The organism is Ruegeria sp. HKCCD7296 (assembly GCF_013110775.1).
Taxonomy (GTDB): Bacteria; Pseudomonadota; Alphaproteobacteria; order Rhodobacterales; family Rhodobacteraceae; genus Ruegeria.
Genome location: NZ_WVRF01000010.1, coordinates 18,911 through 37,164, shown reverse-complemented (window position 1 = coordinate 37,164; position 18,254 = coordinate 18,911). Strand labels below are relative to the sequence as shown.

The window sequence follows — 18,254 nt, the reverse complement described above, 5'->3', positions numbered from 1 at the left end:
TTATGGGTTTCGCAGATAGGCGCATGTTACAAGGGCTGTTTTTTGGCGTGATGTACTCCTCACACGGCTCGTTGCAGGTTCTAGCCGCGGACCAGATGGCCACCGTCTATGTCCAGGACGGTGCCGGTCAGGAAGCCATTTGTCATCGCCAGGATAACGGCTTGCGCAACCTCTTCCGCCACTCCGACGCGTCCGACGGGCAAGCTGGCACCGACTTTAGCATACATATCGTCTCGTGCCTCGTCCGGCATCACAGTATAGGCTTCCGTGGCGACCATGCCGGGACTGATACAGTTCACACGCGCCCGTCCAGACAGTTCAAGCGCCAGCCCCTTGGCCAGTGCCTCGACCGCGGCATTTACAGCACCAAGACCTGTCGCGCCGGCAGACGGGCGGCGGCTGAGCACACCGGAAAAGAACGTAACGGACCCACCTTTGACCAACGCGGGTAACACTTCGCGCGCAGCCACATAGGGGCCGATAAACTTGGCCTCGAACATGGTGCGCAGATCGTCTGTGGGCAGCTCGGTGAACGCCCCATGCGCAGCACTTGAAGCAGAGATCACCAAATGATCCACCGGCCCCAGCCTTCTGGCCCAGGAGGTGACGCGCGCCTCATCGGTTGTATCCACTGGTGCGATCTGCGCTCCGTTCCCGATTTCGTCTGCTGCGGCCTGCAACTTGGCAACGCTTCGGCTGGCAATCGTAACCTTCGCGCCAAGGGCCGCAGCCATCTTTGCGGTAGCCTTCCCGATGCCGCTGCCACCGCCGACGATGACGATATGCTTGCTTTTTAGCTCGGTTTCGAAAACCGTACTCATTGCTATGTCTCCTCTCATTGCTGGGTCGGTCAGTCGATGCTCAGCACCAATTTGCCCGTGGTTTCGCCGGCTTCCAGACGACGATGCGCCTCGGCAGCTTTATCAATGGACAGGGTCGCGACCTGCGGACGCAGAACGCCCGTTTCAAGCAGATTAAACACTGTGGCCATGTCCGCGTTGAACTGATCAGGTCGGTTACCGAAATATGTGTATATGTCGCTGACCCGAACCGAGACGGATTTCTGAAAGTGCTTCGCCAAATCCTCGGCAAAACTGCCTGCGGGCGGACCGGCAAGGAACCCAAACAGAACTGCGGTGCCCAGAGGTGCCAGAACGTCGAGGTCTGATTTCAGGGTTTCACCGGAAATCGGGTTCAACGTCAGGTCCACGCCGCATCCTTCGGTAATTTCCATCACCCGCTGGGTGACATCTTCGGTGCGATAGTCGATAACGTAATCAGCGCCTTGCTCTTTGGCATATCCAGCCTTGTTGGTGCTGGTCGAGGCAATCACCGTCATGCCAAGATGCTTGGCAATGTGCAGCGCCATGGTACCGACACCTCCGGCTGCCGCATGAACAAGAACGGAATTACCAGCCGTTGCGCCGCCCAGATTGACCAGCATGTGATAAGCAGTCATCCCGTTGACGGGGATTGCGGCTGCGGTTTCGAAATCCACGGCGTCGGCCAACCGTGTGACGTAGGGCGCAGCGATCACCGAATGCGTCCCATATCCACCGGCTCCAATCGGTCCCATCCATGCCACTCGGTCCCCAACAGAGAAGCCTTGCACCCCCTCACCCAGCGCCTCTACAACTCCGGCCCCTTCGACCCCAGGGACATGCGGCAGATCTGGCATCATCCCCTCAGGCATCTCGCCGCAGCGGATGATGGTGTCGATAAAGTTGACCGCCCCGGCTTTGTTCCGGATCAGGACTTCCCCAGCATTTGGGGTTGGGGTCGTACGGCTGGTTTTGCGTAAAACATCCGGCTTGCCGGTCTGGGTGATTTCAACTGCGAAAGGCATCATCTGTCTCCTTCTGTTGCGCAGAAGGTAGAGGTCCGCAAATTCAATGATAATAGTTGATATTGGAACTTATAATCCCAAAAATAGGATAATGATCTATAACGACCTTGCCCTGTTTACTGTAGTCGCCGACCATCTCAGCTTTTCCAAGGCCGCGGACCGCTTGGGGATACCGCTTAGCCGGGTCAGCCGCAGGATCGCAGAGTTGGAAGACTACCTGGGCACTAAACTGTTCGAGCGGACAACCCGACAGGTTCGCCTGACTGAAGAGGTTCGCCGTCTTCTGGGCATTTGTCAGGGCCCGGTCGAGGCGCTTCAAGGTGTTGTGGGCTTTGCCGACGATACCAAACGCCACAGAATCCGAGTTACGGCACCACCGCTTGCTGCTCGGACAACCATCGGCCCGCGCTTGCTGGATTTTGCGCAACAGAATCCGGGTGTGGAACTCGAATTGACGACAACAAATCTCATGATGGATTTCTTTCGCGACAATATTGATCTGGCCTTTCGGGTCGGCCCGCTGACAGATTCCAGCCTTGTCGCGAAACGGCTATGGTCGATCCCTTACTGTTTTTGCGCCGGTTTGGGTTTCATCCACGAGCATAGGTTGGATAGGCCGATATCCAGACCGGATCTTCTTGTTTTGCCCGCGCTTGCAGCTGGTCAGCCCTGGGTGCTTGAGAGCGGGGAAACATTGCACCCAAAGCACACCGCACACAGCTTATCCGACCTTGATGTCATTGCGCTGGCCGCCCGCCGTAATCTGGGTGTCGCGATGCTGCCATTGGATATGGTTGACGGAGACCTGCAGCAGTTGCAGGTCACAGACACCCTGCCTTTGACCCGGAACATGTTCGCCGTCTATCCCAGCCACCGCCTTTTACCAGCGCGGGTCAGGAAGCTGATTGACTTCATGGCACGCGGCTGAACCTACCAATCAATTGGGACTCCGTCGCGAAAGAACCCTCCCGTCGCGCCGCCTTTGGGCAAATTCGCTGCCCAGGCTGTACCTTTCGTCCCCTCAGAAAAAGGGGCGGTCACCGCCGCCCATATCCGTGGCGACCCAGCCGAGGGATACGGCGTTGACGAGAATACCATGAGGTTTCTACGCGGCAGCGGTTTTGACAGTCACAGCATTCAGCGCCGCTTTGGAGATACCATAGCCGGGCTTGCCGGCCAGGACCCCGCAGCAGACGACACGTTGACGATCCGAGCGCCCTCAGCGCGCCGCAAAAGCAGCACAAAGATCAAGGACCGAGAACTGTGGCAAGTCGCGGAATTGTTGCGGGTCAAGGAACACACCAAATCCGGACCATACAAAGCATTCAAACTTCGCCGGGTCCAGCGTGAGAACAACGTCATCAGACTAATCGTACCATCGCCAACTCGAGCGTATTCCGACAGGAGTGACGAAAATACCTCCTTGCAAATCATGAAATCACGCAACTTGCCGCCCCGCCAGTGCTGAACCTTATGCGCGTTTACCTGAGGATACAGAAGGGCAAAATGTTCTGCGAGAACCGCTTCGGGCTTTTCGTCAGGTTTTGCATGAAAACGCCCCAATGATATCGACCCAGCGGCCGAAGGATGCCCATTCCCTTCGCTGTTAAGCAACGACTCGGAATGTCAGATGTCTGCATACCTCAGTGGCAACTTCTGTTTACCGCACTGACCTTGGCCAGTTTTCGCAGTTATCTGACTTGCAGACAACGTGTTTGGTTTTATGCAGGAGACGGAACCGCTCAATTCACCTGCTGGGTCTGACTTTCCACATTAGTTGCGTCACTCCAATAGGACCCCTCTTTCCTGTCTATGTGGAGTTTCAGTACGTCCAACGCTTTTGAAACATCGCCATTCTCGACGCACTGAAGCAACTCAATGTGCTCGCGATAGGACTTAGCCATATGATCCGGGTGGTGTCCCAACCGGCTGCGCAATGCCGCCATTTTTAGAGCTATCGTCTGGTACGCATCATTCAGAAACCGATTATCCGCACAATCAAACAGGCATTGGTGGAAAAGAGTATCCTGATACAGGTATTCTGCATCATCCGCCGCCCCTCGCGCCGTTTTCATCCGATTGATGCAATCGTTAAGCGCGGTATACAGCTCTTGCGGGTTTGCCTGCATGGCCGAGGATAAAGCGGTTGTCTCAAGGCAGACACGCGCGTCGCAGAGCTTTGCCAATTCTTCGGGCTCCAAGTTGAACACGAAGGACCCACGTTGCGGTTCGACTACGAGCAATCCCTCCATTTCAAGTCGATTGATTGCCTCACGAACAGGGGTGCGGCTGACCTCAAGATTCTTCGCGATTCGAGCCTCAGAAAGTTGTTCACCCAGTTCGAACTCGCCTTTGATAATCCGCTCGCGCAGGTTTTCGGTCACCAATTCCGTCAATGATTTCGGTCTGTTGAATGGGCTCATGTCGCTCTCCTCAGTTCGACAGTAGCAGTGATGTATCTGGCATACAATGTGTTAGTGTTGACATATTAGCATACTGTATGCCAGTTTTGATTCTCATAAAGAGACGGCATCGGGAGGGGCGTCTTTGCAAAGGTTGGAGACATGGATTGTTGCACTGAACCGGGCGCTGGTCGCCGTGGCCCTGGCTACGGTTTTCGCAATCGTCTTTGCCAACGTGGTTGGGCGCTACGGTTTCGGCGCATCTTTTGCCTGGGTTGAAGAGGTCGCCCGCCACCTGATGATCCTTGGTGCGTTTTGTGGTGCTGGTCTTGCTTTGCGCGAGGGCCGGCTGGTCGCAATCACCACAATTCCGGACTTGCTGCCGGATGCGTTGGCCCGCCTTTTGCGCTGGGGCATCGTCATTGTGATGTTTGGGTTCATGGCAACGATGCTGCGGCTGGGCATCCAGTTCGTCGAATTCGGTTGGAACAAGGAAACTATGTCCACCGGTATCTCGCGCGGCATTCCGTATCTGGCCATCCCGATTGGTTGCGCGCTGTTTTTGATCCAACTGGCCTTCTTCGCCAAACGCTTCGTCAATCAGGATTTTGAACACGGCCCCAACCCCGACGGCGACGAGGCGGAGGTCTGAGCCGTGGCAAAAACCCTGATCATCTTGTTCTTCGCGACGCTGTTTCTGGGTGTTCCCGTAGCCTTCACGATGGGGATCGCCGGCCTGTCGGCGATTTTTATCGACGGTTCGTTGAACCCACTGGTCGCAACCCAACGCATGTTCGCCGGGATCGACAGTTTCCCGCTGATGGCGGTACCGTTCTTCATTCTCGCGTCTGAACTGATGACGGCCTGCGGACTAACAAACGCTTTGTTGCGCTTTGCCAACGCTCTGGTTGGGCACGTACGTGGTGGGCTGGGGCATGTGAACATCCTTGTGTCGATGCTGTTTGCGGGGATCAGCGGTTCTGCCCTCGCGGATGCCGCGGGGCCTTCTGCCATCGTCATGCGGATGATGCGTGAAGCTGGATATGAGAAGAATTATGCCGGTGCCTTGTCCGCCGCGACAGCCACCATCGGTCCGATCATCCCACCGTCCATTCTGGCTGTTATTTTTGCGATCTCGACCAATGGAGTGACGGTCGCGGGACTGTTTTTGGCTGGAATTGTGCCTGGGGTTCTGCTGGGCGTTGCGCTGGCCATCGCGAACCATATCGTGTCCACCCGCAACGGCTACCGCGGGCGCGAACATCGCGCCACCATGGTTGAATTGCGCAGCGCAACTCTGGCGGCCATTCCAGCCCTGATCATGCCAGCTATCATTCTGGGCGGCATCCTGTTCGGTGTGTTCACCCCGACCGAGGCGGGCGCGGTGGCCTCTGCCTACGCTCTGTTTCTTGGCTTCATCCTGCGCGCTTTCACGGTCCGCGCTCTGTACGCCGCGTTTGTGCGGGCCGCGGTGGTGACGTCGTCGGTCTTCCTGATCGTGGCGATGGCGTCGATCTTTGCCTGGCTGCTGACCTATCTGCAAATCCCGCAGGAACTGGCCAAACTGATCACCCAGATCACCGACAACCGTCTGGGCATTCTGTTCATTCTTGCGGCATTCGCACTGATCTGCGGCTTCTTCATCGACACGCTGCCCGCGTTAATCATCCTGACGCCGATCCTCGGCCCTATCGCTTATTCTGCGGGGATCGACCCGCTGCAATTCGGGATGATGCTAGTGCTGAACCTCACCATCGGAATGATCACCCCTCCGGTTGGTCCAGTACTGTTCGTGATCGCCACCGTCGGACAACTGAAAATCGAACGCCTGTCAAAAGCGGTTTTGCCGCTGCTGCTGGCTGAGCTCGTGGTGCTGCTTCTGGTCATTCTCGTGCCGGGTGTCAGCACCTTCATCCCCAACTTCTTTGGATTTGCGAACTGACATGAAAGGGAGGAACCTCATGAAAACCATGTCGAAACTGATGACGGCAACAGCCGTTGTTGCAATGACCGCCGCCAGTGCGGCTTCGGCTAAAGAGCTGAAATACGCGCATTTTCAGGCCGCTGACCTGAGCTCGCCCAAACACGCCGCGGCGCTGGCGTTTGAAGCCTGCGTCGAGGGCAAGACCTCAGGCTCGATCGACGTTCAGATCTTCCCGGCCTCGCAGCTGGGCGGAGGGTCCGAGATCATGGAAGGTCTGCAGCTGGGCACCGTTCAGATGGCAGCGATCCACGACGGCCCGATCTCAGCGGTCTACAAACCCTTCTCAGTTCTGGCGATGCCCTACCTGTTCGACGATCAGGCGATGGCCTGGGCAGTGATGGACGGCGAATTCGGTGACGCGCTGGCCGACGATATGCTGGCAAAGACCGGCATCCGCAGCTTTGGTGTGGCCGATAATGGCGTGCGCAACTTCACTAATAACGTCAAACCCGTGGCCGAGCCTGCCGATATGGAAGGCTTGAAAATGCGCGTAATGACCGCGCCGGTCTGGGTGACTCTGGTCGAAAGCCTGGGCGCATCGGCAACTCCAGTGCCATGGCCGGAACTGCCGGGCGCTCTGCAGCAAGGAGTTGTGGACGGGCAGGAAAACGGCGTGACGAACATCGTCAACGCCTCGCTCTATCAGCATCAGAAATACGTGTCTCTGGATGGACATGTGTTTAGCTGGCACGCCTATCTGATGTCGGACATGTTTTTCGAAAGCCTGACCGATGACGAGAAGAAGGCTGTCGAGCAGTGCGTCGAGATTTCGAAAACGATCCACCGCGGCATGACCGCCGCGCAGGACGCAAACGCAACTGCGATCCTGTCCGAAAAAGGCATGGAAGTTGTTCCCGTCAGCCCCGAGCAAAAGGCCATGTTCCGCGCCGCCGCTCAGCCTACTGTGCGTGAGTACATCGTCAGCGAAATCGGTGAGGACTGGCCAAACCGCCTCGACGCAGCCGTCGAAGCTTACAAGGCACAGTAATCCATGCCGAGGGATCGTCACATGACCAACCAGACCATCGCAATCCTTGAACCAGGCTATGCCGCCTATGACACCGAGGCTTCGGTGCTGGCTAAGCAAGATGTTCAGATTGCACCGGTCACGCCGGAAACAGCGGCGGTCCCAGCTTTGCAGGCGTTGGACCCGGTTGCCATCCTCGTTCGCGAACGCGCCGTGGACGCAGCCGTAATCGATGCCTGCCCAAATCTCAAAGTCGTCGTCCGCTATGGTGTGGGCGTCGATAACATCGACTTGGACTACGCGAAGTCGCGTGGCATTTACGTCGCGAACGTCCCCGATTATGGGGCCGAAACTGAGGTCAGCGAACATGCGCTGGCGCTTTACCTGGGGGTTCAGCGGCGTATCCCATCGCGTGATGCTGAAGTGCGACAGGGCCAATGGGGTATAGGCCAAGCAGCCCTGATCCCCAGCCGCGAAAACGCCACCCTTGGCCTGATCGGGTGTGGCAAGATCGGTTTACAGGCAGCCCAGAAATTTCGAGCGCTGGGGTTTGCGTCCGTGTTGGTCTTTGACCCGTATATGAGCGACGAGGCCGCAGCCGCTGCCGCTGTGCAAAAGGTCGGTTTGACCGAGCTTTGCATGGCAGCCGACGTGATCAGCCTGCACGCACCGCTTACCCCTGAAACGCGGCATATCCTGGATGCCGAACACATAGCGCTGATGAAGCCAAGTTCGATCGTGATCAATGTATCGCGCGGGGGCCTGATCGATGAGGAGGCGCTGGCCGACGCTCTAAACCACGGGCGCATATTTGGCGCAGGCATCGATGTGTTCGAACACGAGCCGGTCGCCCCGGATAATCCACTGCTGCACAGCGCCAACACCATCGTGTCCGACCATGCCGCGTGGTATTCGGAACGTTCAGTCGCGGTTCTGCAACGAAATGCAGCCGAAGAAATCACCCGCGTTCTCAACGGGGACCAGCCCAAAAGCTGGAAAAACCCGTGGTGAGACGCCCCGCCTTCTAACTATCTTACCCAAGAGGATAATACTCATGAACACTCAAGAACTCGTTGCCGGGTTTCGCGAAGTGGCCACCGCATCCGTCGCAGACGCGGTTGACAAGATCGCAGGAAAAACCGGCTTTCTACCTGCCTCGATAAAGCCACGCATCAACGAAAAGAAAATCGTTGGCCCTGCCGTGACCATTCTGGAAGGTCCGACCGATGAGTTTCTGCCACCCCAGCACGCGCTGGACGCCATTGATGAGTCCGAGGCTGGTTCGGTCATTGTGATCTCGACCAACGGCACCACTGACGTTGCCCTGTGGGGTGGTCTGATGACTGCGGGCGCTGTCGCCAACAAGCACGAAGGCGCGGTTCTGGATGGCGGTGTCCGCGATTTGGTCGAAATCAAACGTGACTATGACTTCCCGGTCTATTCCCGCTGCGTCAGCCCGGGCACCACGCTAGGCCGCATCCGGACGCTGGCCTCGAACGTCGAGGTGGCGATGGGCGAAGTCATCGTTCATCCCGGCGATATCATCGTAGCCGATATTGACGGTGCGGTAGCTGTGCCGCGCGACCATGCCGAAGCAATCCTGGAAATGGCGCGCGAGATCGACGAGCGCGAAGCCGAACAGGCCCGCCTGATCATCGAATCCGGCTCGCTGCGCGAAGGTCTGGCGAAATACGGTCGCATCTAAACCAAACGTCCCGCAGGCCGCGGCAACGGCCTGCGGAACACCAAAACTCAGCAAGGGAGGAATACATGCTGAAACGACTGCTCAACACGGTGACCCTTACCGCCGTTCTGGCCACCCCGGCGCTTGCAAACGAGCCCGAGGTAGTAGCGGAATGGAACAGTCTGCCCTATGCCGTCAAGGACGAGGCGACAAAATCTGCCTGGGAAGGCAGCGAGATTTTCGGCAAGGCGCTGGTTCAGGGCGCCAAGGTCGACAGCCAGGGCAACATTTATGTGTCCACCGCGCGCTGGGGCGGGGCCGAGATCCCCTCGACCGTCTCGAAACTGGTCAAGAACGGCGACACCTGGGAACTGGAGGCGTTTCCGTCTGAGGAAATGAACAGCATGTCGAACCCTGATGGCCTGAAAGCCGTTCTGGGTTTTGAGATCGACCGCAACGATGTGATGTGGATCCTGGATCAGGGTCACGTGGCCGGCCCTCCGTTTGAAGACGGTGACGCCAAGCTGGTGCTTTGGGATCTGAAAGAGAACAAGGAAATCCAGCGCTATGTCTTCACAGCGGAAGAAGCGGATCGTCAGTGTTCTTTTCTGAACGATCTGGCCGTCGATAACGACACCGGCTTTGCCTATATCGCGGACAGCGGCATTTTCTGCGACCCGCTGCATGGTGGTCTGATCGTCTATGACAGCAACACCAACTCGGTACGCCGCATTCTGGATCAGCACCGGTTCACCAATGATGAACCTAATTTCTTCTTCAACATCGACGACCGTCCGGTCCTGAAGAATGGCGGCATGCGCACCGGTGCTGATGGCATCGCGTTGTCGGGCGACAAGGAAACGCTTTACTGGACCAATTTGACCGGCAATCACCTGCATAGTTTGCCGACCGAAATCCTGCGTGATTTCAAGACCAATGAAACGGTTATCGAAAACGCGGTTGAGGTTGCCGCAGTGCTGCCCTCGAACACCGATGGGATGACGGCGGACAACGCAGGCAACATCTACATGTCCGCGCTGTCACTGGACGGGATCATGAAGTTCGATGAATCCACGCGTGAGGTCAGCCGTTTCGTCCACCACCCGGAAATGAACTGGCCCGACACGCTGGCCTGGGGACCGGATGGTGAGATGTATGTGGTGTCGAACCACCTGCACATCTGGGTCGATGGCGACATGAATTTTGAAGACCCCGAAATCCCGAACTTCCGAATCTGGAAGATCCCGGGTGTCGGCCAAAGCTATACGGCCGAATAATCCTCCCATACAACTTGGTCAGCCCCAACGGGCTGACCCTTTTACGTGAAATGAGACAGCAATGACCCCCGATATTCTGTGCCTTGGCGAACCGATGCTGGAATTCAACCAGCAGCCCGATGGGAACTACCTGCCCGGACATGGCGGCGACACCTCGAACTGCGCCATCGCAGCCGCGCGACAGGGGGCATCCGTCGGCTATGTGACGCATATCGGCGCGGATACGTTCGGCAATTCCTTCATGGACCTTTGGAAGGCTGAGGGGATCGACACCTCGACCGTACGTCAGGTCGCAGACGCTCATACCGGGGTTTATTTCGTGACGCATGGCGCGACCGGGCACGAGTTCAGCTATTTTCGTGCAGGCTCTGCCAGCAGCCGGATGGGACCAGAAGATCTGCCGGTAGCCGCGTTGCAATCGGCCAAAATCCTGCATGTTTCGGGCATCAGTCAGGCAATATCGGATATTGCGGCCGATGCTGTATTCCGGGCAATACAGATCGTGAAAGATGCCGGGGGCCTCGTGTCCTACGACACCAATCTGCGCCTGAAGCTCTGGCCGATCGCGCGCGCACGCGCCGTAACACATGCCGCCATGTCACAGTGCGATATTGCCCTTCCCGGTCTGGATGATGCAGAGCAACTGACAGGCCTTTCCGATCCAGATGCCATCGCAGACTTCTACTTGAACCTCGGGGCAAAAATTGTCGCTTTGACGCTGGGGGCCGAAGGGACCCTGGTTGCGACACCTGAAAAGCGTGAGCGTGTCAAAGGCCGCCGGGTCGAAGCAGTGGATGCCACGGCTGCGGGCGACACATTTGACGGTGCCTTCCTGTCTCGTATTGTTTTGGGCGATGACCCGTTTCAGGCCGCACGTTATGCCAACGCCGCCGCCGCCCTTTCGACCCAAGGGTACGGTGCAGTTGCCCCAATGCCTCGCAAAGACGCGGTCGAGGTGTTTCTTGCGGAAGGAGACTGACCCATGAAGCACGCCGTTGTTATTGGCGGCACCCGCGGCATTGGCGCTGGTATCGCAGGGGAACTTCGCCGCAAGGGATGGCGCATCACAGCAACCGGCGTCGGGGCTGACGAGGTTTCGGCCTATGCTGCGCAGCACCCTGACGGTGTCTGCGCACAATTGGATGTGCGGGATACTTCGGCCGTTACCGCATTTTTCGGTGGGATTGAGCACCTCGACGGGCTGGTCAATTGCGCAGGTATTCTGGCGCGCGGCGCGGAATATGAGATCGATGTTTTTGAGACAGTAATCGACATCAACCTGACCGGCACAATGCGCTGCTGTCTGGCCGCGCAACCTCTGTTGGCCGCGTCAGGCGGAGCCATCGTGAACACCGCATCGATGCTAAGCTATTTTGGTGGGCCACTTGTTCCGGCCTATTCTGCCAGCAAAGGCGGGGTCGCCCAGTTGACCAAGGCTTTAGCCGGGAAATGGGCTGAGGATGGCGTGCGCGTCAATGCGGTGGCCCCCGGATGGATCGAAACCGAAATGACCGAAGCCTTGCGCGCCGACCCGGCGCGTAACCAGCCGATCCTTGGCCGCACACCGCTGGATCGTTGGGGCAAGCCAGCGGAGGTTGGTGCGCTGGCCGCATGGTTACTGTCAGACGAGGCAGCATTTGTAACCGGAGCCGTTTACCCGGTCGATGGCGGTTATTCCGCGATGTGACAAAGGAGCAGAAAATGCCATTACAAGAAAACGACGACGATCCGAGAATGCCGTATCAACTGCCGTTTCCCAAAGAGGCGCAGGAAGAGATCGTGATCCCCGACGCGATTGCATTGGATGAGCGTATCTGGGTTCCCCAAACCGAGAACGTGTCGTTCCGGCCTCTGTGCCTGAACAGGTCGCAAGGCTATTGGATGAACCTTCTGCGCGTCCGGAAATCAGGTGTCCTGTCCCGGCATCGGCACCCTCAACCCGTGCATGGGTTTGTTCTGAAGGGGCGCTGGCACTATCTGGAACATGACTGGGTCGCACAAGAAGGCGGCTATGTATATGAGCCGCCGGGTGAAACTCATACGCTAGTCGTGCCCGATGATGTGGATGAGATGATCACATACTTTCAGGTGAACGGAGTAATGCTCTATGTCGACCCATGGGGCAAAACCATGGGTTACGAGGACGTCTTCACCAAAATCGACATGTGCCGTAAGCACTATGAGGAAGTCGGCCTGGGTGCGGATTATGTCGAGCAGTTCATCAGATAGTCGGCTGCAACTAGCATTGGTTGCGCATGACGCCAAGAAAGACCTGATGGTCGAATGGGCCAGAAGGCATTCCGAAACTTTGCATCAAGCCAACCTTTTTGCCACAGGTACCACTGGCGGGCGTATAAACGCAGCCCTGCCCGAGCTTCAACTGACCGCCCTCAAAAGCGGTCCGTTGGGGGGCGATCAGCAGCTTGGTGCAATGATTTGTGAGGGTAAGCTCAACGGCCTATTCTTCTTCATAGATCCACTGTCACCGATGCCCCATGATGTGGATGTCAAAGCTCTCAGCCGCCTGGCGATTGTTTACGACCTACCTTTCGCAAGCAGCCCAAGCACAGCGGATTTCGTTTTGAACGGAATTTTTCAGTAGAGAATCCGGTAAGGAGTGACTGGCAGTTTTATGACTGCTTCCTGCCCATTCTTTAAAAAAACAACGTGTTCCGGCGCAAAGAGTTACGGCGCAGCCCACACCGCCGCACAGGTTTTGGGGTCAGTGGGATTTGGACAACCCAAACGACCCTGACCGTCTGGGGCAAGGTGCTGCCTTCCGCCTCGGGCAACCCTATTAAACGACACCGTGTCCTCGGCTGCGCCTGCGCGCCGCACCGCTATTGTCAAATAACATGGCCTGGCCCCCATCCGCGTTCGCCACGCGGCAGATCAGAAAGAATAAACGCCTTCGGCGTCTGATCTGCAAATCAGCCCCGATTTTCCTAAAAGGGAGGTCAGGATCATTGAAATCGCTCTAGGTGCTGGATGAAGGAAGTGAGGCGAAAATGGAAAGGTTCTGTCACTTGTGGTAGAGCTATGTGTCGCCCTACACAGATACCAAGTGGCGGACCGAGGAGCAACTATATATTTTTCGTAATTATTTGTTAAATTTTAAAAAAATAATTAGCCATGATTCCCATACCACTAAATATACCACACTGAACATAGGATCTGGCGCTTTAAAGCCTCAGGTTCGAGTATGACAGAACGACCGGTAAGACGTATATAACAGACACTCGCGCAAAGTGCAGCAAACGACTGCTTTGAGCCCGAAGCGGCCCTTCCAATTCGGCTTGATGCACGTTTTTTTTCTCACCAGAGAAATTAGTGCACATTTCGATATTCCCAGCGAAAAAAAGCATCATGGGAGATATGCAGTGTTCAACAAATCCCTTCTACCAGCGGCCTTTGGAGCGCTCCTTGTAGCGATGACTCCGTCCACTTTTGCCGCGATCGTCGATCCAGATAATGCGGCGCTGCGCAACATGGTGGAGCAATCCTTCCAGTACGTCGCGATGTGCAAAGTGAACAATAAGATTGCGGCGGATCATGGCGGCTTCAACACGGTACAGGCGGACACGACCCTAAAGGACGAAAACACAGCGCGGCCGAACAACGACACGCTCTACATCGACGTCTTGCTCGATCTGCGGCATGAACCGATGGTCCTCGGGATGCCCGCCTTCGGCTCCAACGAAGTCTCGCTCGTGGTGACAGGCTATGATCACTACGTGAACATTCCGCTTTTAACTACACGGGGAGAGTTTCCCTCGAAACGCATAGGTTGTAGCCTTCTTCGACAAGTTATTTAGATGTCGCAGAGACACGTTTCATGGAGTGGGAATGCGCAAAGCAAAAGGACATCCCTATACAGAGGTACTGGCCGGTTTGCATCGACGGATGAAGCCGAACTGGTATTTGGAAATAGGAACGCAGACTGGACGTAGTCTTACACTGTCTCAAACAAACTCAGTGGCGGTTGATCCAGAATTTCGACTGAAACGCAATGTATTGAAGGGAAAAGAACAACTGTTCCTCATGCAACAAACCAGTGACGATTTTTTTTCGTCAAGTTTCATTGCAAATACAGGTGCCAGATTCGACCTCGCATTTTTGGACGGCATGCATCTATTTGAAGTTCTGTTGCGCGACTTCATGAATTCCGAGCGACTAATGGCACCTGAGGGCAGAATCGTCATGAAGAACTTTCTGCCTTGGACGACAAACATGGCGAATCGCGACCGGAGCACAGTTGAGACACGTGACTGGACAGGTGATGTCTGGAAGATTGTTCCCATCCTTCGGGAATATCGCCCAGATCTAAAATTGGAACTTTATGACGCGGCACCAACCGGCATAATTGTAGTGGAAAAACTAGATCCTACGAATAGAGTTTTGCAGGAAAAATACAATGAAATCTGCAGTGTATACGGCGATAGATCTGACTGTGAAGCAACAGTTAACAGCTTTGAGCTTACTCCAACTTCCAAATGTCCGTGGATCAACAATAACGAGAGTTTTAACTTGGCAATAAAACTGCCAGTCCCACGGCCTCGGGTTCAGAACCGCTGGGGCGATTACCATTTTGGAGTTGCTCTGATGGAGGCTCTACAACGCGCAGGACATCGCGCCCGTGTTCAGACGAGAAAACACTGGGATGTAGTTGAAACGCCCGACGAGATTGATTTGGTGTTGAGGGGAGGCGCGAAATATGCGCCCGTACCGGGTCGGCGAACGCTTTTTTGGCTGATGTCCAAACCAGGACTAAGCAAAAGAGAGATAGCCGGGGGAGATCATTTCTTCGTAGCTGGGAAACCTGCGCTGGACGATGTCGCATCTCACGTCGAGTTGGAGAGAACTTCGCTGCTCCCTCAAGCCTTCGACCCTAAAAGGATGGTGCCACCAAAGACAGTGACGGATCGCGGATCCGCCGTTTTCGTCGGTATCGCTCGAAGCGGCCGCCCAATGGTTCGATACGCACTAGAAACTCAATGTGATATCCGATTGTGGGGAAACGGTTGGGAACATACTGACGCCTCCAAACTGCTTGTGGGCGCAAGGGTACCGAACGAAGACCTACCAAGTGTTTATCGCTCTGCATCCGCGGTTCTAAACGATCACACACCAACTATGTGTTCCGCTGGTATACCATCAAATAGAATATTTGATGCGCTTGCGTGCGCAACTCCGGTTATAACGGACGACGTAGGCTGGTTTCCTGAGGACATCAAACCTTATCTATACATCGTCCGGGACAAGACCGATTTCGCGGAAGCTATTGTAGCCGCACGGGATGAAAGAATTGACCGTCGCATCGAAAGGATCGCCTTTGCTCATCAAATGCGCCATAGACACTCTTTTGATGCAAGAGCGGCTACAATTATTGAACGAATAAACGCACTTTGAGCACGTTGGATTGGCTGCATGTTCAAACAATTGTTAATGCAACAGGCTACCTTTCGGTTCAAAGCCAATTTCTCTCCGTAATTCCATGGGTTAGTAATCTAGTTCGCAAGGCAGCCTATAAGACTTTTTAAGCAGTGTGAAATAATGCGAACAACCCAGAGCCCCTTAACTTGCGTTTCGAAATCCTTGTAGAAATTATTCCCTAGCGAGTATGATAAGGGAAGCAAAACAGCTCTGGCTTATTTCATTGAACGAGTAACCAAGTCTTGCCGTCGACCTTGGGGCCGTCGTTCGAACACGACCATACTATCGTAAAAAGTTATGCTATCGGTTTGGCGTGTAAAGGCTGTCGTTTCGAAATCGCCTCGAACATGTTGAGCGTTCAACTCATCAATCTTTGATTTCGCATACTCAATGAAAGTACCTTCCTTTCCCAACCCGCCTCCAAATCTTGGCCAATACGACGTGTGCATGTCTTCCACCATGTATGTCCCATGAGCCGAAACACGCTCGTAAAGGGTTCCAAACGTCGTAATAACGTGGGAGTTTACGTGGCTGCCATCGTCAAGAACAACATCGAAACCTCCATACTTATCAGATACTTCCTCGAGAAATTTCTTGTCGTCTTGGCTCCCTATATGAATATCTATGTTATTGGCGGCATGCTTCTCGCATTCGGGGTTGATGTCGATACCAACTATTTGTGATTCGTTGTGAAAATAGTCGCGCCACATCTCTAGCGAACCGCCACCGTGAACGCCAATTTCGAGCATCCGTATGGGGCGACTACGGAATTTCTCAAAGTGTTTTTCATATATGTCGAAGTAGTGCACCCACTTGTGCAGGCGTTTGTCGCCATTATTCAGAAAGTATCGATGCAGGTAGCCGTCGCCCATTTTTACCTCGAGTTATTGTCATTTTCGAGAATGGACGATGCCACCGTTGGTACTGAAATACCAATGGAATAGCACTTCGGGTCTCTAAAGGTCGCCAGTTTCGTTTGGAGTGCCCAACCTTACGAACCGACCAATAGCTGATCGGTAGCTTCGCCCGTGTAGCGGTCGCTCGCGACATTTCGGCGAATGGCCGCACCGAGCCCCGAAGCGGACACCGAAAAAATGTCAGACGACGCCAAAAAGTAGCGTCGCCCGATAGTCGCGGTTGTCGCTTTATTCTACCAGTTCCAGATCACCGGGACGCCAGGTCTTGTCGAACCAAGGCTCGAGCGGGCCGTAGAGGCGCATCATCACGTTGAAGCTTTGCCCGGGCATGGTTTGCGCCCAGTTGTTCTCCCAACCTTCTGGGGCTTCTGGACCAAAATAGATGCTGGTACTCCCATCCTCATTAGGTTTTATCCCCGGTCTATTAGAGTCGATACCACCGGATTGCTGGTCAGTTTCAAGGATTGACCGAGTCTGTCCGCTATACAACATAAACGACGCAAAGTTTTTGGCGGGAACCGGCGCCGGTAGCGTTACCTTATAGGTTTTTGAGCCGTCAAGGTACTGTCCGTTGCTGTCTCGCGCTGTCATCGCATAGACAGACCCCGTCCCGACGGGTGGCGAGGTCATCGCAGGCGTTATGCCCGTTGCCATATAGAAAAAGTACGACCGATCATCGAGGATGCGCGCGCCGTCCTCAAGAAAAAGATAGCTCTGGCGTTGGAACGGTGAGTTCCATTGCCGGTCTTCATAAAAGAAAACTCCCGGATCGCGCGAGGCATACGTGATCGCTCGCGCCGTGGCGTTTGCGATTGCTGCTGCCTCCTTGAAAATGGCCTGCATACGGGCATCGGGTTCGAAGGGCTCGCCCTTCCTGATCCCTATGGAAGCAAACGTTCCTACAATTTCCGGACTGAACGCACCAATTGGATTGTTTTCGAGTGCGACGTGGATCTCTTCAAAGAAGTCTTCGTTGTTCGCGTGAACAGTGTTGTGTTGAACACCGGAGATATTCAGGAAAATTTCCGCGGGAGGATTGTCCGCTTCACTAAGCGGATAGATATTCAGACCCGCCTTGATCTCGGCAACAGGGCCAGCCGTATCTCCGTCTGCGTCTGGCGAGCGTCTTAGCAACAACCAGTGCTCATATGTCTTTGTGCGTAGTTCGAAGTAGCCCTCGGGCACCGGCGTTTCATCGTCGTTGTGCAAAAGTAGATACTTGCCACCTTCTCCCTTATCCGCGCCAAGCGCCCCGATATCCGTCACATAGTCAAACGCGGCGTCATCAAGCAACCCAAGCAGGCCTGCCGGAACCTCAATCACCATCGGGCCATCCGAGATATCGACATTCGAACCAATGTAGATTGTGGTTGTATTGGGCGTCAGCCAGATGGACCGCGCGTCCAGCAGGTCTTCTGCAATCACGACGTCATTGGGATTGACGCCCAAGTCTTCGTATCCCTGAAACATAGCTCGAAGCGAAGCGATCTTCATGCCATCCAGGAAAGCCGTCGTTGCTCTGATCAGATCAAGGTTGTCGAAGACTTTCTCCACCGTCTCAGGTGATGGCATACCATCGAAGAATTCCAGATCACCAAGCGTCTGGGTCTCGACCTTGTCTGGTGTAAGAACATTCTCAGGAACGTCGGCTTTGAATTCTTGGGCTGAAGAATGCGATGCGAGTATCAGGGCAGTCAGCACAGCTAACGACTTTGTTTTCATTGTTCGCTCCATTGGGAATTAC

Annotated in this window: 18 protein-coding genes; 13 read left to right on the top strand and 5 right to left on the bottom strand. The window is 55.2% G+C overall.

The features are described 5' to 3' along the window. Positions 1-80: 80 nt before the first annotated feature. Positions 81-821 carry an SDR family oxidoreductase gene (locus tag GS632_RS14045; RefSeq protein ID WP_171238437.1) on the bottom strand — a complete coding sequence of 247 codons (741 nt, stop codon included), beginning with the start codon at positions 819-821 and terminating at the stop codon, positions 81-83. Between the two features lie 29 nt (positions 822-850). Beyond that, complete coding sequence (locus GS632_RS14040; RefSeq protein ID WP_171238438.1) at positions 851-1,846, bottom strand: zinc-binding dehydrogenase; 996 nt, start codon at positions 1,844-1,846, stop codon at positions 851-853. A 91-nt stretch (positions 1,847-1,937) separates the two neighbouring features. Here GS632_RS14040 and GS632_RS14035 point away from each other — a divergent pair, with 91 nt between their 5' ends. Beyond that, a complete protein-coding gene (locus tag GS632_RS14035) occupies positions 1,938-2,774 on the top strand; it encodes a LysR family transcriptional regulator (RefSeq protein ID WP_171238439.1) in 837 nt (278 codons plus the stop codon). 814 nt (positions 2,775-3,588) lie between these two features. On the opposite strand, the gene GS632_RS14030 is transcribed toward GS632_RS14035, so the two are convergent. Then, positions 3,589-4,269, bottom strand: coding sequence for a GntR family transcriptional regulator (locus GS632_RS14030; RefSeq protein WP_171238440.1), 681 nt, complete (start codon positions 4,267-4,269; stop codon positions 3,589-3,591). 124 nt (positions 4,270-4,393) lie between these two features. Here GS632_RS14030 and GS632_RS14025 point away from each other — a divergent pair, with 124 nt between their 5' ends. The 12 genes from GS632_RS14025 to GS632_RS13970 all read left to right on the top strand — a co-directional run bounded on the left by GS632_RS14025 (position 4,394) and on the right by GS632_RS13970 (position 15,569). Continuing rightward, a complete protein-coding gene (locus GS632_RS14025) occupies positions 4,394-4,900 on the top strand; it encodes a TRAP transporter small permease (RefSeq protein WP_171235915.1) in 507 nt (168 codons plus the stop codon). A gap of 3 nt (positions 4,901-4,903) precedes the next feature. Next, positions 4,904-6,190: a TRAP transporter large permease gene (locus GS632_RS14020; RefSeq protein WP_171235914.1), complete on the top strand. Its 1,287-nt coding sequence runs from the start codon at positions 4,904-4,906 to the stop codon at positions 6,188-6,190. A 19-nt stretch (positions 6,191-6,209) separates the two neighbouring features. After that, the gene (locus tag GS632_RS14015; protein WP_216601805.1) at positions 6,210-7,220 is read left to right on the top strand and encodes a DctP family TRAP transporter solute-binding subunit; all 1,011 of its coding nucleotides are present in this window, start codon (positions 6,210-6,212) and stop codon (positions 7,218-7,220) included. Between the two features lie 21 nt (positions 7,221-7,241). Then, positions 7,242-8,210 carry a C-terminal binding protein gene (locus GS632_RS14010; protein WP_171235913.1) on the top strand — a complete coding sequence of 323 codons (969 nt, stop codon included), beginning with the start codon at positions 7,242-7,244 and terminating at the stop codon, positions 8,208-8,210. Positions 8,211-8,253: 43 nt separating this feature from the next. Next, on the top strand, positions 8,254-8,904 hold the full coding sequence (locus tag GS632_RS14005; protein WP_171238441.1) for an RraA family protein: 651 nt from the start codon (positions 8,254-8,256) through the stop codon (positions 8,902-8,904). A gap of 65 nt (positions 8,905-8,969) precedes the next feature. Beyond that, positions 8,970-10,160 (top strand): L-dopachrome tautomerase-related protein, encoded by a 1,191-nt coding sequence (locus tag GS632_RS14000; protein WP_171238442.1) that lies wholly within the window; start codon positions 8,970-8,972, stop codon positions 10,158-10,160. A gap of 61 nt (positions 10,161-10,221) precedes the next feature. Then, the gene (locus tag GS632_RS13995) at positions 10,222-11,139 is read left to right on the top strand and encodes a sugar kinase (RefSeq protein ID WP_171235910.1); all 918 of its coding nucleotides are present in this window, start codon (positions 10,222-10,224) and stop codon (positions 11,137-11,139) included. A gap of 3 nt (positions 11,140-11,142) precedes the next feature. Continuing rightward, entirely contained in the window at positions 11,143-11,847 is a 705-nt protein-coding gene (locus GS632_RS13990) for an SDR family NAD(P)-dependent oxidoreductase (RefSeq protein WP_171238443.1), read from the top strand. A 14-nt stretch (positions 11,848-11,861) separates the two neighbouring features. Beyond that, entirely contained in the window at positions 11,862-12,389 is a 528-nt protein-coding gene (locus tag GS632_RS13985; RefSeq protein ID WP_171238444.1) for a 2,4'-dihydroxyacetophenone dioxygenase family protein, read from the top strand. After that, positions 12,367-12,762, top strand: a complete 396-nt coding sequence (locus GS632_RS13980; RefSeq protein WP_171238445.1) for a methylglyoxal synthase — start codon at positions 12,367-12,369, stop codon at positions 12,760-12,762. Before GS632_RS13985 ends, GS632_RS13980 begins: the two co-directional genes overlap by 23 nt. Positions 12,763-13,540: 778 nt before the next feature. Next, positions 13,541-13,975 (top strand): DUF1254 domain-containing protein, encoded by a 435-nt coding sequence (locus GS632_RS13975; RefSeq protein ID WP_171722045.1) that lies wholly within the window; start codon positions 13,541-13,543, stop codon positions 13,973-13,975. A 31-nt stretch (positions 13,976-14,006) separates the two neighbouring features. Next, positions 14,007-15,569, top strand: a complete 1,563-nt coding sequence (locus tag GS632_RS13970) for a glycosyltransferase (RefSeq protein WP_171188417.1) — start codon at positions 14,007-14,009, stop codon at positions 15,567-15,569. A 239-nt stretch (positions 15,570-15,808) separates the two neighbouring features. On the opposite strand, the gene GS632_RS13965 is transcribed toward GS632_RS13970, so the two are convergent. Together GS632_RS13965 and GS632_RS13960 are read right to left on the bottom strand one after the other, a co-directional pair. Then, positions 15,809-16,465, bottom strand: a complete 657-nt coding sequence (locus tag GS632_RS13965; protein WP_171188415.1) for a class I SAM-dependent methyltransferase — start codon at positions 16,463-16,465, stop codon at positions 15,809-15,811. A gap of 273 nt (positions 16,466-16,738) precedes the next feature. Next, positions 16,739-18,232: a DUF1254 domain-containing protein gene (locus GS632_RS13960; protein ID WP_170570601.1), complete on the bottom strand. Its 1,494-nt coding sequence runs from the start codon at positions 18,230-18,232 to the stop codon at positions 16,739-16,741. Between the last annotated feature and the right edge of the window lie 22 nt (positions 18,233-18,254).